Source organism: Jeotgalicoccus saudimassiliensis (assembly GCF_000756715.1).
GTDB classification, from domain to species: Bacteria; Bacillota; Bacilli; order Staphylococcales; family Salinicoccaceae; genus Jeotgalicoccus; species Jeotgalicoccus saudimassiliensis.
In genome coordinates this window covers 818,000-842,516 of sequence record NZ_CCSE01000001.1, presented here as the reverse complement: position 1 = coordinate 842,516, position 24,517 = coordinate 818,000, and the positions used below count along the sequence as shown (strand labels likewise).

Annotated in this window: 27 protein-coding genes; 5 read left to right on the top strand and 22 right to left on the bottom strand. The window is 44.7% G+C overall.

All coding sequences use genetic code 11. The annotated features are described in order from the left end of the window. Positions 1 to 48 precede the first annotated feature (48 nt). From RZ44_RS04090 to RZ44_RS04080, 3 genes are read right to left on the bottom strand one after another with little or no spacing between them, the layout of a single operon-like run. Positions 49 to 630, bottom strand: a complete 582-nt coding sequence (locus RZ44_RS04090; protein ID WP_035808786.1) for a lysophospholipid acyltransferase family protein — start codon at positions 628 to 630, stop codon at positions 49 to 51. After that, the gene (gene cmk / locus RZ44_RS04085; RefSeq protein WP_035808784.1) at positions 631 to 1,284 is read right to left on the bottom strand and encodes a (d)CMP kinase; all 654 of its coding nucleotides are present in this window, start codon (positions 1,282 to 1,284) and stop codon (positions 631 to 633) included. 18 nt (positions 1,285 to 1,302) lie between these two features. Next, positions 1,303 to 2,451 (bottom strand): LysM peptidoglycan-binding domain-containing protein, encoded by a 1,149-nt coding sequence (locus RZ44_RS04080; RefSeq protein WP_035808781.1) that lies wholly within the window; start codon positions 2,449 to 2,451, stop codon positions 1,303 to 1,305. A 179-nt stretch (positions 2,452 to 2,630) separates the two neighbouring features. Here RZ44_RS04080 and RZ44_RS04075 point away from each other — a divergent pair, with 179 nt between their 5' ends. Beyond that, positions 2,631 to 2,885, top strand: coding sequence for a ferredoxin (locus tag RZ44_RS04075; RefSeq protein WP_035808773.1), 255 nt, complete (start codon positions 2,631 to 2,633; stop codon positions 2,883 to 2,885). An 814-nt stretch (positions 2,886 to 3,699) separates the two neighbouring features. On the opposite strand, the gene RZ44_RS04070 is transcribed toward RZ44_RS04075, so the two are convergent. From RZ44_RS04070 to RZ44_RS04030, 9 genes are all read right to left on the bottom strand, one after another. Beyond that, a complete protein-coding gene (locus RZ44_RS04070; protein WP_231856252.1) occupies positions 3,700 to 4,263 on the bottom strand; it encodes an ECF transporter S component in 564 nt (187 codons plus the stop codon). A 6-nt stretch (positions 4,264 to 4,269) separates the two neighbouring features. Next, the gene (locus tag RZ44_RS04065; protein ID WP_231856251.1) at positions 4,270 to 5,910 is read right to left on the bottom strand and encodes a sensor histidine kinase; all 1,641 of its coding nucleotides are present in this window, start codon (positions 5,908 to 5,910) and stop codon (positions 4,270 to 4,272) included. 44 nt (positions 5,911 to 5,954) lie between these two features. Beyond that, entirely contained in the window at positions 5,955 to 6,665 is a 711-nt protein-coding gene (locus tag RZ44_RS04060) for a response regulator transcription factor (protein ID WP_035808761.1), read from the bottom strand. 18 nt (positions 6,666 to 6,683) lie between these two features. Beyond that, positions 6,684 to 7,889: a c-type cytochrome biogenesis protein CcsB gene (gene ccsB / locus RZ44_RS04055; RefSeq protein WP_035808759.1), complete on the bottom strand. Its 1,206-nt coding sequence runs from the start codon at positions 7,887 to 7,889 to the stop codon at positions 6,684 to 6,686. Between the two features lie 10 nt (positions 7,890 to 7,899). Then, a complete protein-coding gene (locus RZ44_RS04050; RefSeq protein WP_035808757.1) occupies positions 7,900 to 9,537 on the bottom strand; it encodes a cytochrome c biogenesis ResB family protein in 1,638 nt (545 codons plus the stop codon). An 11-nt stretch (positions 9,538 to 9,548) separates the two neighbouring features. Then, the gene (locus RZ44_RS04045) at positions 9,549 to 10,079 is read right to left on the bottom strand and encodes a redoxin domain-containing protein (protein WP_035808755.1); all 531 of its coding nucleotides are present in this window, start codon (positions 10,077 to 10,079) and stop codon (positions 9,549 to 9,551) included. Between the two features lie 110 nt (positions 10,080 to 10,189). After that, positions 10,190 to 10,912 carry a pseudouridine synthase gene (locus RZ44_RS04040; RefSeq protein ID WP_035808753.1) on the bottom strand — a complete coding sequence of 241 codons (723 nt, stop codon included), beginning with the start codon at positions 10,910 to 10,912 and terminating at the stop codon, positions 10,190 to 10,192. Continuing rightward, on the bottom strand, positions 10,912 to 11,445 hold the full coding sequence (gene scpB / locus RZ44_RS04035; protein ID WP_035808752.1) for an SMC-Scp complex subunit ScpB: 534 nt from the start codon (positions 11,443 to 11,445) through the stop codon (positions 10,912 to 10,914). Before scpB ends, RZ44_RS04040 begins: the two co-directional genes overlap by 1 nt. A 2-nt stretch (positions 11,446 to 11,447) precedes the next feature. Further along, positions 11,448 to 12,158, bottom strand: coding sequence for a segregation and condensation protein A (locus RZ44_RS04030; RefSeq protein ID WP_035808750.1), 711 nt, complete (start codon positions 12,156 to 12,158; stop codon positions 11,448 to 11,450). A gap of 21 nt (positions 12,159 to 12,179) precedes the next feature. Between RZ44_RS04030 and RZ44_RS04025 the strand changes: the two genes are divergently transcribed. After that, positions 12,180 to 12,725, top strand: coding sequence for a DUF309 domain-containing protein (locus RZ44_RS04025; RefSeq protein WP_035808746.1), 546 nt, complete (start codon positions 12,180 to 12,182; stop codon positions 12,723 to 12,725). Between the two features lie 564 nt (positions 12,726 to 13,289). On the opposite strand, the gene deoB is transcribed toward RZ44_RS04025, so the two are convergent. From deoB to RZ44_RS04005, 4 genes are all read right to left on the bottom strand, one after another. Next, positions 13,290 to 14,462: a phosphopentomutase gene (gene deoB, locus RZ44_RS04020; RefSeq protein ID WP_035808743.1), complete on the bottom strand. Its 1,173-nt coding sequence runs from the start codon at positions 14,460 to 14,462 to the stop codon at positions 13,290 to 13,292. A gap of 10 nt (positions 14,463 to 14,472) precedes the next feature. Continuing rightward, positions 14,473 to 15,360 (bottom strand): site-specific tyrosine recombinase XerD, encoded by an 888-nt coding sequence (xerD, locus tag RZ44_RS04015; RefSeq protein ID WP_035808740.1) that lies wholly within the window; start codon positions 15,358 to 15,360, stop codon positions 14,473 to 14,475. Next, complete coding sequence (fur, locus tag RZ44_RS04010) at positions 15,353 to 15,811, bottom strand: ferric iron uptake transcriptional regulator (RefSeq protein ID WP_035811534.1); 459 nt, start codon at positions 15,809 to 15,811, stop codon at positions 15,353 to 15,355. Before fur ends, xerD begins: the two co-directional genes overlap by 8 nt. Before the next feature lie 80 nt (positions 15,812 to 15,891). Then, positions 15,892 to 16,446 carry an NUDIX hydrolase gene (locus RZ44_RS04005; RefSeq protein ID WP_231856249.1) on the bottom strand — a complete coding sequence of 185 codons (555 nt, stop codon included), beginning with the start codon at positions 16,444 to 16,446 and terminating at the stop codon, positions 15,892 to 15,894. A gap of 110 nt (positions 16,447 to 16,556) precedes the next feature. Here RZ44_RS04005 and RZ44_RS04000 point away from each other — a divergent pair, with 110 nt between their 5' ends. Further along, positions 16,557 to 17,501 (top strand): alpha/beta hydrolase, encoded by a 945-nt coding sequence (locus tag RZ44_RS04000; RefSeq protein WP_035808736.1) that lies wholly within the window; start codon positions 16,557 to 16,559, stop codon positions 17,499 to 17,501. Here the strand turns inward: RZ44_RS04000 and rnz are convergent. Next, positions 17,452 to 18,378 carry a ribonuclease Z gene (gene rnz / locus RZ44_RS03995; RefSeq protein ID WP_035808733.1) on the bottom strand — a complete coding sequence of 309 codons (927 nt, stop codon included), beginning with the start codon at positions 18,376 to 18,378 and terminating at the stop codon, positions 17,452 to 17,454. The genes RZ44_RS04000 and rnz overlap by 50 nt on opposite strands. Before the next feature lie 105 nt (positions 18,379 to 18,483). Here rnz and RZ44_RS03990 point away from each other — a divergent pair, with 105 nt between their 5' ends. After that, complete coding sequence (locus RZ44_RS03990) at positions 18,484 to 19,329, top strand: helix-turn-helix domain-containing protein (RefSeq protein ID WP_035808732.1); 846 nt, start codon at positions 18,484 to 18,486, stop codon at positions 19,327 to 19,329. Positions 19,330 to 19,386: 57 nt separating this feature from the next. On the opposite strand, the gene RZ44_RS03985 is transcribed toward RZ44_RS03990, so the two are convergent. Next, positions 19,387 to 20,511 (bottom strand): M20/M25/M40 family metallo-hydrolase, encoded by a 1,125-nt coding sequence (locus tag RZ44_RS03985; protein WP_035808731.1) that lies wholly within the window; start codon positions 20,509 to 20,511, stop codon positions 19,387 to 19,389. Between the two features lie 85 nt (positions 20,512 to 20,596). Between RZ44_RS03985 and prli42 the strand changes: the two genes are divergently transcribed. After that, positions 20,597 to 20,698, top strand: a complete 102-nt coding sequence (prli42, locus tag RZ44_RS11530; RefSeq protein ID WP_171816111.1) for a stressosome-associated protein Prli42 — start codon at positions 20,597 to 20,599, stop codon at positions 20,696 to 20,698. Between the two features lie 60 nt (positions 20,699 to 20,758). Here the strand turns inward: prli42 and RZ44_RS03980 are convergent, their stop codons facing one another. The 4 genes from RZ44_RS03980 to RZ44_RS03965 form a co-directional block, all read right to left on the bottom strand. Next, positions 20,759 to 21,196 (bottom strand): BrxA/BrxB family bacilliredoxin, encoded by a 438-nt coding sequence (locus RZ44_RS03980; RefSeq protein WP_035808729.1) that lies wholly within the window; start codon positions 21,194 to 21,196, stop codon positions 20,759 to 20,761. Between the two features lie 80 nt (positions 21,197 to 21,276). Next, entirely contained in the window at positions 21,277 to 22,524 is a 1,248-nt protein-coding gene (locus RZ44_RS03975; RefSeq protein WP_035808726.1) for a dihydrolipoamide acetyltransferase family protein, read from the bottom strand. 12 nt (positions 22,525 to 22,536) lie between these two features. Beyond that, the gene (locus tag RZ44_RS03970) at positions 22,537 to 23,520 is read right to left on the bottom strand and encodes an alpha-ketoacid dehydrogenase subunit beta (RefSeq protein ID WP_035808725.1); all 984 of its coding nucleotides are present in this window, start codon (positions 23,518 to 23,520) and stop codon (positions 22,537 to 22,539) included. Continuing rightward, the gene (locus RZ44_RS03965; RefSeq protein ID WP_035808723.1) at positions 23,513 to 24,508 is read right to left on the bottom strand and encodes a thiamine pyrophosphate-dependent dehydrogenase E1 component subunit alpha; all 996 of its coding nucleotides are present in this window, start codon (positions 24,506 to 24,508) and stop codon (positions 23,513 to 23,515) included. Before RZ44_RS03965 ends, RZ44_RS03970 begins: the two co-directional genes overlap by 8 nt. Positions 24,509 to 24,517 lie beyond the last annotated feature (9 nt).

Here is a 24,517-nt window from a genome sequence, read left to right as displayed (position 1 = left end):
CCAATGTATATATTTAACTTCTTACAATTCGAACCATTTGTCAAGTGATTATTCAGAAAATAGTAAATTGTTAAGATTTTCTTCCAATTTACGTGTTAAATCTTTACGGGTATTCCCCGCAGCAAGAAATTCCTTCGTGTTAATCGGCTTGCCGTATATAATTGTAACACCTTTTTTGCGATTGTACTCACCTTTAATAATTACAGGGACAATCGGTGCTTCGGATTTGGAAGCGATAAAGCTAGCTCCCTCCTGCAGCTCCTGCAGCTTGTTCACGTCGCCTTTGTTGCGGCTCCCTTCCGGGAAAATTAGCAGGCAGCGGTTTTCTTTCAATGCACTGATTGAAGATTTAAGTGCTGATCTGTCACTTTTTCCGCGTGACACGGGAATCGCATTTAAACTCGGGAAAACTTTCCCGATGACCGGCAGCTCGAATAATTCTTTCTTTGCAAAGAATGACAGCGGACGGCGGAGTCCGATGCCGATAAGCGGCGGGTCGAAATCCGACACGTGGTTGGAACAGAGCATTACCGGACCTTCCGCAGGCACTCTGTCCGCTCCGATAAACGTCATTTTAAACCTTGCTTTGTAGTAAACTTTAAGTAAAAACTTCGCACCTTCATAAATCATTTACTGTACCTCCAGTTTGTCTTCCACCAGCTGGATGATTTCCGCTTCTGCTTCTTCGATCGATAAATGGCTCGTATCGAGAAGCACTGCATCATCAGCCTGAACAAGCGGTGAAATTTCCCTCGTGCTGTCAATCTCGTCGCGGCGGATAATTTCCGCTGTCAGCGTTTCAAGATCGATGTCGTTGCCCCGTGCAGTTTCTTCAAGCAGTCTGCGCTCTGCTCTAACTTTCGGTGACGCCTGCATAAAGATTTTAACTTCGGCATCCGGCAGCACGGTCGTGCCGATATCCCTGCCGTCCATGACGACGCTTGCGGTTTTGCTTATTTCGCGCTGCATGTCGACGAGATACGTTCTGACCTCGCCGATTGCTGCAACACGGCTTACGTTGTTCGTCACTTCCGGCGAGCGGATTTCCGCTGAGACATCTTTATCGTTTAAGTATACTTCGTCGTTGATGCCGAATGTAATGTGGATATGACTGCCGATATCCTTAATGATGTCATCGCCGTGCTCAAGTACGTACAGGGTGACTGCACGGTACATTGCTCCGGTATCGATGTATAAGTACTCTAATTTTTTTGCGACGCGTTTGGCAATTGTACTTTTGCCGGCAGCAGCCGGCCCGTCAATTGCGATGCTGATATGTGACATTTAATGGCCTACTTTCATTTACGGTATTATAAGTTCCTGCCCGATTGACAGGCTGTCCGGTGTGACACCGTTTGCTTCCATGATGCGCTGAACGTTTTCAGCGCTGCCGTCACCGTAGTACCGGATTGCTATACGGTAGAGGTTATCTTCCGGTGTAACGACATGTGAAGCATTTGCGTTTTGTGTTTCTGCAGAATTGGTATTGGCATCCGTTTCTGTACTGCTGTCTGCAGCTTCAGTTTCTGTCTGCTGCTGTGACTGGGATTTCGATTCCTGAGATTCTGATTCCGACTGCTGTGATGCCTGATCGGAATCGGAGTCTTCTTCTGCATCCGCTGCTGTGTCTGATTCTGATTCAGGTTCAGTGCTGTCAGATTTCTTTTCGTCAGCGTCATCTGAACCATCTTCCTTGCTGCGGATCGCAGCAAGTGCAGCTTCTTCGAGTTCGAGAAGTTCTTCCTGTGAATAATTTGTATCGATGTTCTTCGTACTCAGATCTTCATTGCGGTTTTCTGCAAGGCGGCGTTCGTGCTCGGCTTTTTGAGCTTCAAGTTCTTCGTTGAAACCTTCAGCATTGTCCGTCCCGTCTTCAGCACCGCTATCTCCATTTCCGCTATCAGCTGTTTCTTCTGTTGTGCCTTCGTTCGCCGTCTGAATTTCATCATTCAGCGACGGCCAGAAGTTCGAAAAGATTAAAAATGCCAGTAAGATTGTAATCGGCAGTAAAATCAGGACGCCAAAAACCCACGGAAGCATACGCTTCTTTTTATCTTTGTCACCGCTGTTTTTTTGAGGCCTTTTAACAGTCCCCTTCGCGGCAGTGATGCTGCCGAGTTTCTCTTTTGAAATCTTAAGTTCATTTTTTATGCGTTGCTGATATGAAGCGAGAGTTCCGGCAAACAGTGCCTTCCCTTTTGCTGCGTTTTCAGCGGTGAAATAGCCTTTCAGCTTATCGGTAAAGTTATTCTCTTTCTGCTGCTGTTTTTTCGGCGGCACTTTTTTATCCGGCTGTTTACTGTCGCCGGCATCTTTGGATTTATGTCGTGCACTGCGGCTCAAAGTTTCTTTAGGCTCATTATCTGACTTTTTGTTACCTGCACTTGTTTTACTAGATTTCTCATCCTGTGCACGCTTATGCTTAATATCTTTGTAAAAATCATCTTTCATAGCGCATTCTCCTAGTAACTTGATTCTTGATTTAATTATATATTGTTTGTATGGACATTTAAAGAGTAATCATACTTCAGGTGTATTGTTGACGAATTCAATGATTGTTCATTGATAATTTTTCGATTTTCTCTTAATATTAGTTATGAACTAATCGTAAACGTTAAGAGGTGAAATATATGAGCGCAAAACAGTACACAATAGTAGACCAAGATACTTGTATCGCATGCGGAGCGTGTGGTGCAGCAGCTCCAGATATATATGATTACGATGACGACGGCATTGCTTACGTCATTTTAGATGATAATAAGGGTGTAACTGCAGTGCCGGAAGATCTTCTGGAAGACATGGAAGATGCATTTGACGGCTGTCCGACAGACTCAATCAAAGTTGAGGAAGCACCATTCGACGGCGATCCGTTAAAATACGAATAAAATTTAACCAGATAAAAGGATGGGACCCCGGTGGTTCTGTCCTTTTTTGTTTGATGCGGTTGGGTTGGGTGTTTGGTTTGGCGGTCGCTCCCTGTTGTGAACCGTGTGGTTCCGGATGACAACGGCGGTTGCCTGTTGTGAATCGAGTGGTCCTGAATGACAACGGCAGTTTCCCTGTTGTGAACCAAGCGTCCCCGAGTGACAACGGCAGTTTCCTGTTGTAAACCGAGCGTCCCCGAATGACAACGGCAGTTTCCCGTTGTAAACCGGGCGTCCCCGAATGACAACGGCGGTTGCCTGTTGTGAACCGCGCGTCCCCGGATGACAACGGCGGTTCCCTGTTGTAAACCGAGCAGCCCCGGATGACAACGGCGTTTCCCTGTTGTAAACCGAGCAGCCCCGAATGACAACGGCGGTTTCCTGTTGTGAACCGGGCGGTTCCGAGTGACAACGGCGGTTTCCTGTTGTGAACCGGGCGGTTCCGAATGACAACGGCAGTTTCCCGTTGTGAACCGAGCGTCCCCGAATGACAACGGCGGTTCCCTGTTGTAAACCGAGCAGCCCCGAATGACAACGGCGGTTCCCCGTTGTAAACCGAGCGCTCCCGGATGACAACGGCAGTTTCCTGTTGTAAACCGAGCAGCCCCGGATGACAACGGCGGTTCCCTGTTGTAAACCGAGCAGCCCCGAATGACAACGGCAGTTTCCCGTTGTGAACCGAGCGTCCCCGGATGACAACGGCGGTTCCACGTCCCCACCCCCAATCCCACAAAAAACCCCCCGCCACTTCACTCAGTGCCGGGTGATTTTCCTGTTATTGTCTGTTCATCAGAACAGGAATTGCTTTTTTATAAATGACATAGCATACCAGACTTAAAATGATTCCCTTAACGATATTGAACGGAATAATTCCCGCTGTAATTATCGTACGGAGGTTGTTGATGACGTCCGTCTGGTCGACGATTATACCGTATGCCGGCAGCAGCACAAAGTAGTTGAGTACTGCGAGTGCGACTGTCAGCACAATAGTTCCCGCAATGAATCCCATAATTAGGCTTTTCGCTGTTTTTCGTCTGTAGTAGAAAAAGTATACCGGCAGCAGGAATGAAAATGCTGCGAGCATGTTGGCGATGGGACCGATGGGTTCGCTTGCCATAAGTATGCTGTATAGCACAATTTTCATAATGATGATCAGCGAGCCGCCGATGCCTCCAAAGAGTATGAAACCGATGAAGGCCGGGATGTCCGACAGATCAAGCATTAAAAATGGCGGCAGGAACGGCAGCGGAAATTGTATCAGCATCAGAATGAATGCCAGTGCACTCAATATACTGATGTAAATAATTTTTCTCAAGCGCTGTCTGTCCAAATGGCTCATTCCTTTCTATTCTTTAGGCAGTTTAATTGTAAATGTTGTACCTTCACCGAAGATGCTGTCTGCTGTTATCGTCCCGCCGTGCTTCGTGATAATGTTGCTTACGATATACAGTCCGAGCCCGGTGCCGTGTTTACCTCTCGTCCGTGCTTCATCGGCTTTGTAAAACCGCTCAAATATATGTTTGAGATTTTCCCGTTTTATACCTGTGCCGGTGTCGCTGACTTTGATTTCCACACAGCCTGTGTCATCTTCTGCAATATTTATTGTAATCGTATCGCCTGCTTTTGTATAGCGTATTGCATTGTCGATTAAGTTTGTGAAGACCTGGTTCAGTTTATCGTAGTCGAACGGGAATTCGACCGGTTCTTCACTGCCGGTTACGTTAATACCGATGCCGTTTTCTTTCAGCTTGTAATCGAAACGCTGATAAAGTTCACCGAGCAGCGTGTTAAAGTTCTGCGGTTTAATATCGTACAGCACATCGTCGGAATCCATGCGTGCAATAATCAGGAGTTCCGAGACGAGTTTGTTCATGCGGTCGGATTCGTCTTTAATAATCGACACCATATCCTTAATCTCTTCCGGGTCGGTCACGATGTCATCGAGCAGCGCTTCCGAATATCCGCTCAGCATCACCATCGGCGTTTTCAGTTCGTGGGATACGCTGGAAATAAAGTCGGTGCGCATTTTCTCTGTATTGTATTCGTCGGTAATATCGCGGATCAGGACGGTTACCCCGTTTTGTTCTTCCGCTGATTTTACCGGGGACATCGCAAGCTGCAGATGAAGGTCGTCAATATCCAGACGTTCGAGATGGTTTTCATCGGCTGCCGACACGTCGATAATTAAACGCTTAAAGTATTCGAAGGCTTCGCCGTTTTGCCGGAACATGTCGTAATAAGTCCGGCCCGGTTCGTTCGAATAGACAGGACGTGCTTCGGTATCAAAGTACAGAATACCGTTTGACAGAGATGAGAACACAGTCTCCCGGAGGTTTTTTTCGTGTGTCAGCTCGGTAATTGTATTTTTAATGTTGTCGTTCATCTTGTTAAATGCCAGTGTCAGTTCGCCGATTTCATCGCGCGATGTGACTTTCAGCTGGTTGTAATTTCCTGCTGCTGTAGAGAACGACGAGTTCTTCAGCGCGATAAGCGGTTTTGTAATTCTCGATATAAGAAAGAACGCGAAAAATGTCGTAATTAAAAACAGTATCGCCGCTGTAATAATTAAAATAATCAGGACTGTTAAAAAGGACTGGTTCAGCGCATCGAGATCGCTGTATTTAATAATGGCCGTGTCGGATTCAAAGTACTCGCTTAAATCGGATACCTTAACCATAAATTCACGGTCGTTAATATCGTGTACGATAAACGTGCTGCTCGACAGATTTGACTTCGTCATCTCATTGTAGATTTCCTCGGCGACCTGGCTGCTTCCCGCGATAAACTGCCCGTCCGAGTATATGATCAGATTTTCTTCGGATGCAAGATATGAGTCGTTTAAGTCCAGAGTGTGGTTGCTGAGTACCACGTTTTCTATCCGCGTCAGCTCTTCTTCCAGGTTGTCCTCCGTGCTGCTGAGCGCATAGTTTCTGAAGTAAAAACTCAAAATGATCGATAATATAATTAAAACTGTAGTCACTATCATTAAGATAGTAAACCACAGTTTAGTTACAACGCTGGAGAAAAAACTCATTTTTCATTAACCTCAAATTTATAGCCGATACCCCAGACTGTGTGAATCATCTGGCTCGCTTCCGGAGATACTTTGTTCAGTTTCTCGCGGAGGCGTTTGACGTGCGTATCGACTGTTCTTAAGTCGCCGTAGAAGTCATAGTTCCAAACTTCCTTCAGCAGTTCTTCGCGGTTAAATACTTTATCAGGACTCTTCGCTAGGAATAATAACAGTTCGTATTCTTTCGGTGTTAAATTAACTTTTTTGTCATCGGCAAGCACGCGGTGTGCGTCGTTGTCGATCACAAGGTGTTCATAAACAATCATATCTTTCACTGATGAATCTTTTTCGATAAATGCCGTTTCGGAAGAACGGCGTAATATTGCTTTTACTCTTAAGACGACTTCACGGGGTGAAAACGGCTTGACGATATAATCGTCGGCACCGACTTCAAGCCCTTCAACGCGGTCCGCCTCTTCGCCTTTAGCTGTCAGCATAATGACGGGTGTTGATTTTTCCTTGCGCAGTTCTTTCGCAACTTCAATCCCGTCCATTTCAGGCATCATCAGATCGAGCAGAATACAATGGAAATCTTCCTGTAGTGCCAGTTCCAGTGCTTCTTTACCGTCTCCGGCTTCAGTAATTTCGTACCCTTCTCTCGTCAGGTACAGGTTGAGCAATTTACGAATACGTTCTTCATCATCGACTAAAAGTATTTTTTCTGCCATAATTACCCTCTTTTCATATTATGCGTACGAATGCAGGCCGGCTACAATTAAGTTAATCGCAATCAGGTTGAACAGAATAAGAATGAACCCGCCTACGGCTAACCATGCAGACTTCTCACCTTCATAACCGCGGTTTAAGCGGAGGTGAAGGAAAATTGTATAGAACATAAATGTGATGAATGCCCACGTTTCTTTCGGATCCCAGCCCCAGAATCTGCTCCATGCAATCTGAGCCCATATTGCAGCGAAGAAAATGCCTCCGAGTGCAAACAGCGGGAAACCGATAATAACTGAACGGTAGCCAATTTCATCCATCAATGCAAGATCGGCCTTTTTAGTTAACGGCTTAACAAGCGTGAACAGTCGTTTTCTAATAATCAGACGAACGATCCCGTACGTAATTAAACCGACAATAATTGACCATATTACTGTATTTAAAGTGTGTGCCTTAATTACCGGCGGCAGGTCGATTCCAAGGTGGAAGTGGTCTGCCGGCTCATATTCATTGTCTCCGACATGACTGACCGGAATTGCTTCGTTGTAGTTCACGAGACTCGGCAGGTGATACTCTGCAATTACCTGCTGGCCCTGCTGGTCAGTATAGTAGAACTCATCGTTGTAACCGATAATGTTCTGCATAAATACTGTTGTAACCATGTACATAATGACTGTAAGAATTCCGAACATGATCAGTTCCAGCGAGCGTGCGCGCCATGAATTTTCTTCTGCAGGAATTGCTTTTATCAGGTAGATAAGTCCTGCTACTGCACTCATTGACAGTATACCATAAGACAATGTCACTGTAATAACGTGAATAGCCAGCCAGTTACTCTGCAGTGCCGGAATCAGCGGCTGAACGTCTGTAGAGAACAAACTGCCGTATGCCAGCAGCAGCAGCGAAATTGGAATGGCGAACAGTCCGAAGACTTTCGATTTGAAATAGTGATACGTAATTAAATATCCGCCAATCAGCATGATCGAGAACATCGCGATAAATTCATACATGTTTGAAACCGGTGCATGTCCTGTTGCCATCCAGCGGAGGATGAAGTATGCGAGTTCCATCACGAATGCGATGCTGATCATCCAGATTGCAATTTTTTCGAACTTGTGTGACTCAGATTTTTCCTTAACACTTACCGCCAGCGGCACGAGTGCCACTAAGAGCATAATAAATGCGATATATATCAGTGTGTTGCTCAGTGATAAAAATGTTGCATCCATAAATTAAACACTATCCTTTCAGCTTGTCATTTTCCTCTTTTGCCTGTTTGTCGAACACTTCGTGAAGATTGTGGGATTCCAGTACTTCATCCATTTCCTTCTTCATGCCGAAGTAGTTTTTATTTGTGTGAGCTGCGAGATTCATCGTACCGTCTTCTGCATTAATCCAGATTCTGCGGTGGTTAATGTACGAACCGATAAACAGCCCAATCAGGAAAATAACAAATCCAACAGCAATGATCGGCATTGCCAGGTCTTTTTTCAATGTCAGTACACTCGCCATATGCTGTTCAGCTTCGACGAATTTAATGCTGTACTCGTTGTCCTTGGTAATATTCGTTGAGTTCATAATCTGCAGGAGACTCAGTTCGTTCTCCCCGCCTGCTGCAACTTCAAAGACGAATGCCGGGTTCGTCGGCACCGGTGTGGCTGATATCAGTGTACCGTTCTCATCGATTTCCAGGAAGTCCGGTGAATAGGCCTTCATATTGACAGTAATGTCTTCAGTGATTTTGTAGCTGTCTGCCGGATCGTCGAGATTTACTTCAAAGTTTTCACCGATAACGCTGCCTTCTGAATCTTCAAGTCTGAACGTCATCGATTTCATCTGCGAGTTGTCGTAGCTTGACTGGTACAGTTCGTAATCGTCAAAGCGGTACGGATGATTGACGCGGATGCTGTAGTCTTCAATCTCTTCCAGTTCCGGTTTAGAGCCGACGATATCCGCTGTTTTATTTTCAAACATTGTAATATCCGTCTGGAAGTTACTGATCGTCATGGCCTGGTTATTCTGCAGTGACTCATCAAATACAGTGCCGGCTTCTTCATCGTATGTATCGAGTGTGAAACCGTCGTTACGCATGTAGTACTTGCCGTCTGTTGTCGGAATGCTGACTGTTTCACCTTCCTGTGCATAGATGATTTCATCGATATACACTCCCGGGAAAAATCTAAGCATGCTTCCAATAAGCAGGATGATTAAACCTGTGTGGTTAATGTAAGGGCCCCATCTGGACAGGCGGCCTTTTTCAAACAGGTAGTGCTCTCCGTCAGTTCTCAGTTTGTACTTTTTCTGTTCAAATGACTTTGCAAGTTCCGGTGCTGTGTCTGCTGAATCGTATTCCGAAAACAGACGCTGGCGTTTAAAGAATGAAGCGTGCTTTTTAACGCGCTGATTCTTTAAAGATTTATAAAGCGGCACACCGCGGTCAATACTTGCTGCAACGAGTGACAGTGCAAGCATTCCCATCAGCAGTACAAACCACCATGATGAATAGAGCTGTGTAAAGCCGAGCTCGTAGTACAGACGTCCGAACGTTCCGTAATGTTCTGTATAGTGCTCAAGCGGGTCTGCACCGATCGGAATGAAGTATTCCTGCGGAAGAATCGTCCCGATTGCTGCGGATATCGCGATAACTGCGATAATGGCTACGCCGACTTTAATGGAAGTGAAGAAGTTCCAGATTTTATCAAAGATACTCTGAGAGCGGACTTTCGAACGCACGGCACTTCCGTCGTAGCGCATCAGGTCTTTAATTTTTTTCTTGTCGTAGTCTTCATTGATCATTTTACCGCACGACTGGCACAGCTGGGTGCCGGGCGGGTTTTCATGACCGCAGTGACTGCATTGTATTTCCTTAAGTTCCATGTTAGGTCATCCTATTCCAGAGATTCATCTATAAATGTGTAGATATCCTCTTTAGTCAGTTGATATTCCTGTTTTTTAACGACAACACCGTCTTTGTTAATCGCGATTGTCGTCGGCAGCGGTCCGATATTGTAAGCTTTCGTGACACTGCGGTTTGGATCTAAAGCGATTGGATAATCGAGGTCTTCTGAAAGACCTGAAATAAACTGCTCAATCTGCTGTTTGTTTTCAGAGACGTTTACAGCGATAATTTCGTAGTCTTCATGACCTTCGTTATATACCTGGTTCATTTCCGGCATTTCTTCGCGGCACGGCTTACACCACGTGCCCCAGAAGTTAACAATGACACCTTTGTCTTTTGTTATTTCAGACAGCTGAATCTCTTCGCCGTCCAGTGTTTCCAGTTTAAAATCGACTGCTTCGTCTCCGACATTTACCGTTTGAGAGCCATCCCTCAAATTTAAATACAAAGTAATGCCGAGCAGCGCAGCAATTGTAATAATTGTACCTGTACGAATAATTTTTCTAGTTCCTTTTTTCAACGTCAGGCCCCTTTCCAAATTAATATAAACCGCAATAAAATGCGTACGTAGCAATAATTATAACACTGCACATTTTGTTGCGGTTTGACATTATTATGACATTTAGCAGCTTATTTCTTACTGTTCGCAATAAGCTTTTTCACTTCATGCGGTTTCAGGAAACGGTACTCGCCTTCTTTTAAGCCGTCGAGTGTCAGGAAGTCAAAACGGATACGTGTAAGTTTCGTAACGTTCAGTCCAAAATGTTCAAACATTCTTCTGACCTGACGGTTGCGTCCTTCGTGAATTGTTATTTCAAGAATCATATCTTTGCCGCCCTTGTCGCGGATGACTTTCAGGTCGCACGGTGCTGTTTTACCGTCGTCCAGTTTAATGCCGCGGCGCATTTCATCCTGCTGGTGACGGAGAAGAATGCCGTCTGTTTTTACTCTGTATGTTTTCTTCATTTCGAATTTCGGGTGTGTCATCAGCTGCGTGAACTCACCGTCGTTTGTCACGAGCAGAAGCCCTGATGTATCGTAGTCAAGACGCCCTACCGGATACAGACGTGCGTCGATATCATGAAATGCGTCGATAACTGTGTCGCGTTTTTTATCGTCTTCCGCTGCTGAGATTTCGCCTGTCGGCTTGTAGTATAAAATGTGCACGGGTTCTTCCTTCGTCAGCTGAATACCGTCGACCGTTACGCGGTCTTTGTCGGTAACCTGCAGACCGAGTTCCGTCACGAGCTTGTCGTTGACGTATACGCGGCCTTCTTCGATTAACTTGTCTGCTTTACGGCGTGAAGTAATACCTGCATCTGCAATTTTTTTATTTAAACGTGTAGTTTTCATTAGTTTTGCTCCTTTAAGCTATTGAAGAACAGGTCAATTTCTTCCTGTTCTGCTATCATATCATCTGCCGGTAAGTCATCTAAAGATTTCAGACCGAATGTTTCCAAAAAGCTCTGTGTCGTTTCAAAGTGCGCGGCACGTTCGTCGGTAATGTTTTTCTTTTTCACCAGGCCTTTGTTGATCAGCGTAGAAATCGGGCCGTCTGACACGATACCCCGGACACTTTCTATACCGTTTCGTGAAATCGGCTGATTATAGGCAATAATTGCCAGCACTTCTAATGCAGCCTGTGATAATTTTTTCGCCGGACGGTCTGCGAGCACTCTCTTAATATACTTCTCCATGTTGTCCGTCGTTTTTAAAAAGTACATATCGCCGTGGCGGTCAATCGTTAAATGTTCCTTGTCGTATTTTTCCACTTCTATTTCCAGCTGCATTTTAGTAATCGGCACGTGCATCATCAGTGCCTCCTCACTTAAACCGAGGTCGCCGGCAATATATAATAAACCTTCGATAATGTTTATTTTTTCCATACTTAAGCCAACCTTTCGAGCTCAAAATCATCTTCATCGATGCGTGTAATCTGATAGAGATTCTGACTGATATAATCTAATATAGTAATAAATACCTGCACCACTTTAGTGCGGGGTTCGTCGAAAGTAAGCAGTTCGGTCATTTTTAACGTCTTTGCATTTTTAAACTTCGACGCGATAAACTCGACTGCCTCTTCTTTCGTGTATACCTCGCGCGGGACAACGACGTATGACTCTTCGGTAAGAGAGACGCGAGACTTCACTTTATTATACGCTTCAAGCAGATCGTGAAGACTCAGCTCGAGTGTCTCCGTGTCATCCCCGTCATCTTCAAACAGGTGTGGTGCTTTCACGAACTGAAGTCCGGATTCCTCTTTCAGTTTATTCAGTTCCTCAGCATATAATTTATAATTTTGATATTCTATCAGTTGGGACATCAATTGCTCGCGGGGATCTTCATAATCCTCATCGGCCATCGGCGGCTCCGGCAGCAGCATGTGGCTTTTAATTTTCACAAGCTCGCTCGCCATCACGAGATAGTCGCTCGCAACGTTGAGTTCAAGTTCTTTCATCTGATTGATATATTCCATATACTGCTCGGTGAGCATTTTCATCGGAATGTCGTAAATATCAATTTCAAGTTCTTTTATCAAATGAAGGAGCAGATCGAGCGGTCCTTCAAAAACATCTAATTTAACTTTATAAGCAGTCATTACAAAACCTCAATTTTAGGAGTGATACGTATCGATAAAGAAATACTTTTACAATTCTTTAACGAATTAATTATAAAGCAAGATTACTTCGAATGCCATGAAATCATGGAAGAAGCATGGAAAGATAAGGAAAACTTTACGAAAGAAGACCCGGAAGTGTTCCTTGTGCTGATAGTAACCGGTGAATACCACTACAGACGTGATAATATTATCGGCGCCGCAACATCGTACAAACGCGCCCTGAAACTGTATGAGAAATACGAATACGACGTTGGCGCGTTCGGCTTTGATGCGGAATTTGCCGATGTGATTTCAGAGCGGTTCGAATCGCTTGCCGAAGTGCCATTTACACCGATGCATTATCCTGTCAAACAGTGGGTGTACGAGTCGCTGTACGACATGTACCGTGATGACTATGAGTCATACAGCGCATTCACACTCGAAATACTCAACCGTTTTGAAAAAGACGAGCACATTATCCACCGCCACCGCCTGCGTGACCGCGAAGACGTGATTGAAGCACGATTGGAGGCGCTGAACCGGAGACTAAAACAGCGGAAAGGATAGTTAATTTGGAAACCACCCCGATTCGGGGTGGTTTTTTGCCGGGTACGTGGTTTAGGTGGTTTCCGTGGTTTCCTGGTCCGTCGTGGACTGCTCGTTGCTCCAAAACTGGCTTATTGGTCCGTCGTGGATTGCTCGTTGGTCCAAACCCGGCTTATTGGTCCGTCGTGGATTGCTCGTTGGTCCAAAACTGGCTTATTGGTCCGTCGTGGACTGTTCGTTGGTCCAAACCTGGCTTATTGGTCCGTCGTGGACTGTTCGTTGGTCCAAAACTGGCTTATTGGTCCGTCGTGGACTGCTCGTTGGTCCAAACCCGGCTTATTGGTCCGTCGTGGACTGTTCGTTGGTCCAAACCCGGCTTATTAATCCGTCGTCGCCCGCTCATTGGACACAATCACACTCCCCCGCAAAACCAAAAAACGGCTCAAACACCTTAAAGTGAAGGTGTTTGAGCCGTCTCTTCCATCAGTCGTATTCTTTTTATACTAAAAACATCCAGTACATGAATCCCCAGAAAATACTCATGATGAGTATTCCGAGAAAGATAATGTATTTTGCTTTTTTCATTTATTTAATATCCTTAAGAAAGCTTTCGCCGTGCGTTTCATAGTCGACACCGAAGTTTTCAGCGACTGTTGCGGCGATGTTGCTGAATGTTGCACACTGGTCAATCTCACCGAAGTTAAGTTCTCTGCCTGTCGTCACTAATAAAGGCACATATTCTCTCGTGTGGTCTGTTCCTGTGTATGTCGGATCATTGCCGTGGTCTGCAGTGATGATTAACAGATCATCTTCTGTCAGCTTATCTGTTAATTCAGGAAGTCTGTCGTCGAATGCTTTTAATGCATTGCTGTAGCCGACCGGGTCACGGCGGTGGCCGTATTCTGCGTCGAAGTCCACAAGGTTAAGGAATGACAGTCCGTTAAAGTCGCGGTCCATTACTTCCAGCAGCTTGTTGACTCCGTCGTCATTGCTTTTCGTACGGACTGCGTCTGTAATTCCGCTTCCCGTAAAGATGTCGTTGATTTTACCGATTGCAATCACGTCTTTGTTATCGTCTTTCAGCGCGTTTAATACCGTTCTGCCGAATGGCTCAAGCGCATAGTCGTGACGGTTTTCCGTACGTTTAAATTCGCCTTTTTTAGAGCCGACGAATGGACGTGCGATAACGCGGCCGACAAGGTGTTCGGCTTCTTTCGTCATTTCACGTACTTTTTCACAGATGTCGTAAAGTTCGTCCAGCGGAATCACTTCTTCGTTTGCTGCGATCTGAAGTACAGGGTCGTTTGATGTATAGATGATTAAATCGCCCGTTTCAATCTGATGCTCACCGAATTCCTCGATAATGTCAGTTCCGCTTGCCGGTTTGTTGCCGATAATACCGCGGCCTGTTGCTTCTGTAATTTTGTTCAGAAGCTCATCAGAGAATCCGTCGGGATATACTTTAAATGCTGTGTCGATGTTCAGGCCGGCAATTTCCCAGTGTCCTGTCATCGTATCTTTACCTTTGGATACTTCCTGCATTTTAGTATAGAATCCTGTCGTGCTGTCCTGTTTGTCAACACCCGGAAGTTTATCGATGTTGCCGAGGCCGAGTTTTGCAAGGTTCGGCAATGTGTTTGGATGTGATTCCAATGTATGTTTTAAAGTGTGGGTACCTTTGTCTCCAAAATCCGCCGCATCCGGTGCCTCACCGATACCGACTGAATCAAGAACGATTAAATGAATTTTTTTGTACATAATAATTTACCTACTTTCTTGGATGGAACTGCTTATACATTTCTCTGATTTTCGTTGCAGAGATCTGTGTGTATACCTGCGTCGTTGATATATCGGAATGACCTAGCATTTCCTGCACGGCACGGAGGTCCGCACCGTTTTCGATTAAATGCGTCGCAAATGAATGTCTGAACGTGTGCGGGGTGATATTTTTACCGATGCCGCTAATCAGTACATACTTCTTAATTGTCTTCCATAATCCCTGACGGGTGAATCCCTTACCTCTGTTTGTAAGAAACAGTATATCAGTATTTTCATGTTTTAATAACGTTAATCGCTGATTTTTTATATAATTGTTTAATTTATCCGCCACATATTCGGTCGTCGGTACAATTCTTTCCTTGTCTCCTTTACCGTATACATGTATAAAACCCATATCGAGGTTCAGGTCGCTGAGCTTTAAGTTGATCAGTTCGCTTACCCTGAGACCGCTCGCATACAGGAGCTCCATAATCGCGTTATCGCGGATGCCCTGTGCTGTATTATCCGGTGCATGAAGGAGAGTCTCCATTTCTTCGACGGTTAATACGACCGGCAATTCGCGTTCTTCTTTAGGCGTATTCAGTCTGAGCGCAGGGTTCGTATCGATGACCTGCTCCAGCTGCAAAAACTGATGAAAGTTTCTGAGCGTCGACTGAATGCGTCTGATGGTTTTATTGCTCTTGCCGTTTTCTGATAAAAACTGTAAAAATGTTACGAGGATTTCTGTCGTAATCTGCTCGACACCCGTAACATTTTCATCAGTTAAATATTGACTGTATTGTTTTAAATCCTGTTTGTATGATGAGATTGAAGCATCACTTAAACCACGCTCGATTTTTAAATACGTTAAATATTCATCAACATAACGGTCAAGCATCTGTGTTTCCTTCTTTCCCTTTGCATAATTTGCAGACGCCGTGGAAAGTTAACCTGTGATCGATAATGTCAAACTCGAAATCGCGTGTCACGATTTTTTCAACATCCGTCAGTAAGTCTTCTTCAATTTCTTCCACCGAACCGCAATGGATGCAAATTAAATGATGATGAAAGTGCTGTGCACCTTCTTTTCTTAAATCATATCTTGATACACCATCGCCAAAATTCACCTTGTCGAGTACATTCAGTTCATTTAAAAGCTCAAGTGTACGGTATACTGTTGCCAGTCCGATTTCCGGATACTTATCTTTAACTTTCATAAAAACATCTTCAGCACTCAGATGAGAGCTTTCATTTTCAAGCAAAACTCTCACAGTGACTTCCCGCTGTGGAGTTAATTTATAACGAGCTTCGTGTAAAGCTTCTTTAATTCGCTCAATTCTCTTTTCCACAACTGCACCTTCCAACTTCTTAATCTTATTGATAACAATTATACATAAGAACGGCTCTTTTTAAAAGTTATCTGTAATGATTATAAATAACCTTTTGACAACAGCACATGGTGTACAGCAACCAGTGTTTTACCGTCACGGAACTCGCCGTTATGCATTCTCGTTTTTAACTCCGTCAATGGCACCTTGACGATATCCAGAAATTCATCTTCTTCCAATTGAGAATCGCCGAATGAAATGTCCACCGCTTCGTATAAGTGAATCAGTTCATTTGAGAATCCGGGTGAAACGTAAAACTCATACAGTTTTTTCAGTTCCCCTGCTTCCCCGCCGATTTCCTCTTTCAGCTCTTTACGAGCAGTTTCATCGGGATGTTCGTCAATTTCAATTTTTCCTGCCGGTACTTCGAGCAGAACTTCCTCTGTTGAAATTCTGAACTGTTTAACAAAATACATATTGTCTCTGTCCGCTGCAATGACTGCGACAGCACCTTTATGATAAACAACTTCCCTGAATGATTCATTGCCGTTTGGCAATTCCACCGACAGTTTTTTAACATCGATTATTTTACCGTCATATATATCTTCTTTTGAACGTGTCTTCTCTATTAAATGTTCGTTAGAAATAGTAATCACCGCTTTTTAAGAGTTATAATCAATATATCATATTCCAATACAAAAATAACGATTTGAAAAATAAAACCAGGTGATATAATAATGTGTGTCAGAAAGAATGGAGGATTCCAATGAAAAATTTTTCCAAATGGCTCGCTGCACTTGTTACATCCGCAGTCGTGCTCTTTATATCGCTCGGCTACTTCGCGTCGAGCCAGATAATGTTTTTCAAACTGCGGGACATTGAAATTATTAAACGCCGCGAAACACGTGCAAAACGCATGAATATGGAAGAATACGATAAACTTCCTAAAGACATTGTGAACGTGCCGTCGAGATTCGGCTACAACATCAGCGCGTCGTTCATCTACCCGAACGAAACGAATAAATGGGTTATCATATGTCACGGCGTATCCGAAAACAAACTGAGCTCAACCAAATACGTCAACCTGTTTAATGACATGGGCTTTAACTGTGTCGTCTACGATGCACGCCGTCACGGCAGTTCAGGCGGTGTGGATTCAACATACGGTTTCTATGAAAAGTTCGATCTTGAAACTGTTGCTGAATATCTGCTTGAAAACTACGGCGATGATATCGAATTCGGCGTTCACGGGGAATCGATGGGTGCTGCGACAACACTGCTCTATGCAGGTGAACTGTCGAACAAAGCGAAATTCTATATTTCAGATGCTTCGTTTGCGAAGTTCAGAGATCAGCTGGCCCATATTTATTCATCATACTCGCGTGTGGCATCGCCGGTTGTACTGCTGTTTACATACGTCTTTTTAAAACTGCGCAGTAAATTCAGCATGTACCATGTGTCACCGGTTAAAGTAGTCGACAAAATTGAACAGCCTGTACTGTTTATTCATTCAAAACGCGATTCGTTTATTCCTTATGAAGCGTCGGTTGAACTGTATAACAGGAAAAAAGGACCGAAAGAACAATGGTACCCGGACCGCGGCAATCACGTGGAAAGCTACAACCGCAATCCGAAAATGTACCGTCATACGGTCGCTGATTTTATTTCACGTTACGCGGGATGGGAAGTTCGAAATAGTCACAGGCAATAACTGCACGCCCTTCTATTGAAGCGCTGACCTGTTTAATATCCTCATCCGTATAGCGGCTGCTGATATGCACGATTAACAGCTGCTTGTAATTCACATCTTTAAAAACGTCGAGCACGTGGTTAATTTCCGAATGGAAGTAATCATGTGCTTTTTCTTTTTCGTTATTTAAAAACGTTGCTTCATGCACGAGGAGATCGGAATCCCTGATTGCATCGAGATACACTGTACTGCTGTTTAAACGCGTATCACCGTGTACTGAAATTTTACGCCCTTCAATCGTCTCACCGATAAAGTCCGACGTCTGATAGACTTTACCTTCATGCGTAAACGTTTCGCCTGCTTTAATTTCACCGTAAACCGGTCCGGGTCTGATACCGAGTTCACGGAGTTTATCCGTCTGCAGTTCACCGATTTTGTCATCCTCTTTAAAAATGTAGGCATAGGAATCAATACCATGAGATAATGGAATGACACGAACATCAAAATTATTCAGACGGATGTTCATATCCGGTTCGACTTCAATAATTTCAAGCGGATAGTTTAGCGTACTTTCTGAAATGCGGAACGTTGTTTCAATCCACTCGGCAAGTCCTTTCGGACCGTAAAGCTTAAGCGGAATCCCTTCCCCGCCCTGGAAAGCTCTCGACGATAAAAACCCGGGCAGCCCGAAGATATGATCGCCGTGAAGATGCGTAATAAATATGTTTTTAATTTTAGATGGTTTAATATGGGTATGAAGGATGCGGTGCTGCAGAGCTTCACCGGCATCGATTAAAATGTATTCATTATATTCAAGTACGCAGTCAATGACAAAACTCTGCGTATTTCTATCTTTGGACGGGAGCCCTGCGCCCGACCCCAAAACAGTAAATTTCATTTCGACACCTCGTTAATTAATTGCTTTATTATATCATATAATCAGTTGTGTTTTTCAGCCGCGGGTGGAATAATAAATAACAGTACAATAAGTATAGGTGATTACATGGAAACGATCAGATTTGTAGAGAGATTTATCGTATATATAGAAGACCATCTCCGGGAAAAAATCGACTTCGGTGAGGTTTTGGAAAATATGGGTGTTGAGCCGAAATCATTTATGACGATTTTTAAATCGCTCGTCGGAATGACGCCGGCGCAGTACCAGGAAAAACGCTGCATGACGGAAATTGCATATGAAGTTTACCAGGGACACAGACGTCTCGTTGATATTACTAAATATTACGGCTACCGCGATGTGGACAAGTTTAAAAAAGTTTACACACGTACATTCGGCATTCCGGTGCATGAAACCGAGCGCAACATTAAGAAAATGGACCTGCTCGACTACATTTCATTTGAAGTTGTACCGACGAAACAGCCGAAATATCAGTCATACCGTACATTTGTCGAAAGTTTCCGTCTGATTGGCATTGCGCAGTATTTCGATATCAACACTTACCAGCCGGACTACAAGTATAAGTTTTTAAAAATACTTGAACGCGACGGTCTGATCGATGAAATACTCCGTTACAACGACGGCTTTGTCAAAGGCATATTCGTACAGGAGCGCGTCATCGACGGTGAGATGGAAATATTCGTCGGGACATCGAGCTACCAGCACACCCCGTTTGACGAGACATTTACAGAATCGATGTTGTATGAAATTTTTGATACATCGGGCGCATTTGATGTCGAAATTGATAAAGTATATGAATATATTTTCCGCAGATGGCACTTCAAAGAAGACGTCAATATGACGTGCGATTTCTCGCTTGAATTAATTAAGCATACATACTCACTGGACGACCCTGCAACAAAAATACAAGTGTGGCAGGCGCTGGACGAATAGAAGATGAAACACAAAGAACCGCAGCGCGGCCGCGCTGCGGTTCTTTTTTACTTAAATTTATTTACTCTCGTTTGCATAGTGAACTTTAACGATTTCAATAATGAGTTCAGTCATTTTGTACAGCTCTTCAAGCGGCATGCGCTCGCTCGTCGTGTGGATGTATTCATAACCGACGCCGAGAATTGCTGTCGGTACGCCCTGACCGTGGAAAATGTTGCCGTCGCTGCCGCCGCCGAGGCTGATGATGTCTGTGTTTCTGCCGATATTTTTAATTGCCTCGGCTGCAGTTGTAATAACAGGATCTTCCTTTGGTGCGTGAAGTGCCGGGTACATTACGTCCACCTGCACATCTGCGCTGCCGCCGAGTTCCGCTGCTGTTTCTTCGAATGCTTTTTTAATTTTATCTGATTCAATATGCAGTTTTTCATCTGATAAACTGCGGACTTCCGCTAAAATTTCAACGTTGTCTGCAACGATGTTCGTCGCCTGACCGCCTTTAATCGTACCGATGTTTGATGTTGTTTCCTCATCGATGCGCCCAAGATGCATCTTGCTGATTGCTTTGGCAGCAAGGTTGATTGCACTGACGCCTTTTTCCGGTTCGATGCCCGCATGGGCTTTCTTACCGAAAATCGTCGCTTTAATTTTCGTCTGTGTCGGTGCACGGTTAACAATTGTGCCTACCGGGCCCGTCCCGTCGACTGCATAGCCGAATTTACTCTTAATATTGTTAATATCCAGTGCTTTTGCGCCGATTAAACCTGTCTCCTCACCGACTGTAATAATCACTTCAACGTCGCCGTGCGGAACGTTTTCTTCTTTAAGGACACGTACCGCTTCGATAACCGCAGAAATTCCTGCTTTGTCATCGGCACCTAAAATAGTCGTCCCGTCGCTGTATACGTAGCCGTCTTTAATATGCGGTTTCACACCGATACCGGGCGTCACTGTATCCATATGGACCATGAATGCGACCGGTGAAATATTTTCTTCGCCTTTTAGCGTAAAGATTAGATTGCCTGCACCGTAGCCTGTAATTTCCTGAGTGTCATCTTCAAAACCGGCAAGTTCCAGTTCATTTAACAGGCCGAGAAGATAATCCGCCACCCGGCGCTCCTGTCCTGATTCCGAGTCAATCTGTACGATTTCCAAAAATTGTTCTGTCAGACGTTCTTTATTCATAAAAATATGCCTCCAGCAGTTGATATATTGATTTGTATTCATGTATAGTTAATTATAACAATAAATTCTTAAAGGTGATGGGCAAATGGGCAATAAAAAAGTTCAGAGACTGATCATATGGTTTATGATAGTTCTCATCGTAGTGTCGGGCCTCTTAATGGGCGTCAGCTACTTAACTTCATTCTAAATATATTTCAGTATAAAAACACCCTCTTACGGCAGCTGCCGGCAGAGGGTGTTTTCATTTTTACGCTTCTTTGCCGTGCTCTTCAAACCATGCCTGAAGACCAGTAATCACGCTCATGATTTCGTGGCCTTCAATCTGGTGGCGTTCGATCATATCGACGATTTCACCGTCTTTAAAGAACGCAAATGAAGGAGAAGATGGTAAATAATCAGGTGCTTTGTCGCGCATCTGTTCAGTTGCTTCTTTATCCTGTCCGGCAAATACAGTCAGAATCTGGTCCGGAAGCTTGTCGTAGTTTAACGAGTGAATTGCTGCAGGGCGTGCAATACCGCCGGCACAGCCGCACACAGAGTTAACCATAACGAGAGCAGTACCCTCTTTGTTTAAATGTGCATCAACATCGTCAGGTGTTAAAAGCTGAGTATAGCCTGCTTCAGTTAATTCGTTACGTGCATTCTGAACTAAATCCTGCATGTATAAATTAAAATCTAATTCCATATTGAAAATCTCCTTTGTACGACTCGTATAAAGTCATGTCAGTACTGTATATTTTAGCGAGCGCCTGACTGTTTGTAAAGTTAATAAACCGAATCGGCATCCGGATCAAGATTTTCAATTTTCTCTTTGACTGCTTTCAGGAACTGTCCGGCAACCAGCCCGTCGAGAACGCGGTGGTCAATTGACAGACACAGGTTCACCATGTGGCGTGCTGCGAGCATATCTCCGATAAAGACCGGTTTCTTGATGATAGATTCAACCTGCAAAATAGCAACCTGCGGCTGATTGATAATGCCCATCGACTGAACGGATCCGAATGCACCTGTATTGTTTACAGTGAACGTGCCGCCGGCCATATCATCACCTGTTAATTTATTTGAGCGCGCTTTATTTGCAAGCGTGCTGATAGATTTTGCGATACCCGTTAATGAACGCTCATCTGCATTTTTAATGACAGGTACGAATAATTTATCTTCGTTTGCGACTGCAATAGATAAGTTAATATCGTCGTGGACAGTAATCGTGTCACCGTCCCATGAACTGTTCAGTATCGGATAGTCTTTCAGCACTTCAGATACCGCCTTAACGAAGAAACTGAAAAATGTTAAGTTGTACCCTTCCTGCTCTTTAAAACGTGCCTTATGCTTGTTGCGCAGGTTGACAAGGTTTGTCGCATCCACTTCCATCATAAGCCATGCATGAGGGATTTCTGTTTTCGACTGAACCATGCGGCGTGCAATTTCCTTACGGACACCTGAGACTTTAATCGATTCCCCGCTTTTCACTGAAGATGCCGCCGGCTGAACCGGTGCTTTATCTTCCTGTGCTGCAGCTTCAATTGCCGGCTGTTCTTTCGGACCGTCTGCAAGATATTTTTCAACATCTTTTTTTGTAATACGGCCCTTAAAGCCGGTACCCTGAAGCTCATCGATGTTAATATTATGCTCACCGATTAAACGCATCACTACAGGTGACAGTCTGCGGTCTCCCGGCTGTCCGGCTGCAGCAGGCTTACTCTGTTTAACAGGTTTTTCTTTTGGTGCAGTATCTTCAGACACTGCCTCGTCCTCCGGTTCAGTTTCCTCGGCGGCGCCGTCCACTTCAATTTTATAGATCGGCACGCCGACTTCGACAGTTTCCCCTTCCTGTACGAGGATTTCCGTAATGACACCGTCGTACACTGAAGGTACTTCTGCAGTGACTTTAGCTGTGTTGACTTCACAGACCGGATCGTATTCGCTGACATGATCGCCAACTTTCACCAGCCAGTTTTCTATCGTTCCCTCGGTAACACTTTCCCCGAGTTTTGGCATTGTAATTTCCGTCATGTTTGTCACCTCTTAATACTCGCTCAGTTCGAGCATTTTATTGTAGATTTTTTCCGGATTGATCATAAAGTAATCTTCCATCGGCGGTGCATACGGCATCGACGGCACGTCAGGACCTGCAAGGCGCATAATCGGCGCGTCCAGGTCGTACAGACAGTTTTCACCGATAATTGCAGATACTTCACTGATCAGACTGCCTTCGAGGTTGTCTTCTGTAATGAGCAGAACTTTCCCTGTTTTCGAAGCCGCTTTAATAATCGATTCTTTATCCAGCGGATACAGTGTGCGCAGGTCGAGAATTTCCGCCTGATAGCCGTCGTTTGCGAGCTGTTCTGCCGCCTGCATTGCATAGTTTACACACAAACCGTAGGTAATGACGGTAATGTCATCGCCTTCTCGTTTAACATCGGCTTTGCCCAATGGAATTGTATAGTCGCCTTCCGGCACTTCGCCTTTTAACAGACGGTACGCTTTTTTATGTTCAAAAAATAATACCGGATCGTTGTCTTTAATTGCAGCCATTAATAATCCTTTGGCATCCGCCGGCGTCGACGGCGCAACAACTTTAAGTCCCGGTGTCGAAACAAAAATCGATTCGATTGACTGCGAATGGTAGAGTGCACCGTGAATTCCCCCGCCGAACGGCGCGCGGATAACCATCGGCGCACTCCAGTCGTTATCCGAACGGTAGCGGATTTTCGCCGCCTCGTTTAAAATCTGGTTCACTGCCGGCAGAATATATTCAGCGAATTGAATTTCCGCAACCGGTCGTTTACCCATCATCGCAGCGCCGACACTCGTCCCGACAATATTACTTTCAGCAAGCGGTGTATCGAGCACGCGCATTTCCCCGAACTTCTCCTGAAGTCCTTCTGTCACTTTAAAGACGCCGCCTTTTTTACCAACGTCCTCACCTAATACAAAAACATCATCGTCCTGTTCCATCGCGACAAACAGTGCGTCGCGTATTGCATCGAGATAAGACAACTTAGCCATTGTTGACCTCCTCATAAACGTGTTTTAAAGCATGTTCCGGCTCTGCGTACGGTGCAGCTTCGGCTGCTTTTGTCGCTTTGTTAACAGTATCTTTTATTTCCGACTCGACTGTTTCAAGCCACGCTTCATCGATCACTTTCTCATCGAAGAGGTACTGCTTAAATGTTTCCAGACAGTCGTCTTCTTTATTTTTCAGAAGTTCTTCTGATTCACGGTATTTATCGTCATCATCTGATGAGTGCGGCGTTAAACGGATGGACATCGCTTCGATTAATGAGGGGCCGTCGCCGTTAACTGCACGTTCTCTTGCTTCCTGCATTACTTTATACACAGCAATCGGATCGTTACCGTCGACCTGTTCTCCGTGCATACCGTAACCGATTGCACGGTCCGACAGTTTTTCTGCAGCATACTGCAGGTGTGTCGGTACGCTGATTGCGTACTTGTTGTTTTCAATCAGACAGATAAACGGCAGCTTGTGCACCCCTGCAAAGTTCATACCTTCGTGGAAATCCCCCTGGGAAGTTGAACCTTCACCAAGAGTTGCCAGTGAAACGCGCTTCTCCCCGTCCATCTTAAATACGTAGCTCGCACCGACAGCGTGTGGTATCTGCGTCGTTACGGCAGAACCCTGCGTCATAATATTGCTCGCTTTTTTACTGAAGTGACCGGGCATCTGACGGCCGCCGCTCTGAACATCGGCACCGCGTGCAAATGCCGACAGCATAGTCTCTTCCGGCGTCATGCCAAAATGCGTAACGAGTGCCAGATCTCTGTAGTACGGATTTATAATATCGACTTTTTTATCCAGTGCGAAAGCTGCACCGACCTGAGTCGCTTCCTGACCCTGACATGAAATTACAAACGGCAGTTTACCTGCACGGTTTAACAGCCACATACGCTCATCAAGACGGCGTGAGAGCAGCATCGTTTTGTACATTTCCTGTAAGTCTGTTTCTGTTAAATCTGTTTCTTTATAAGATAACAAGAATTTCAC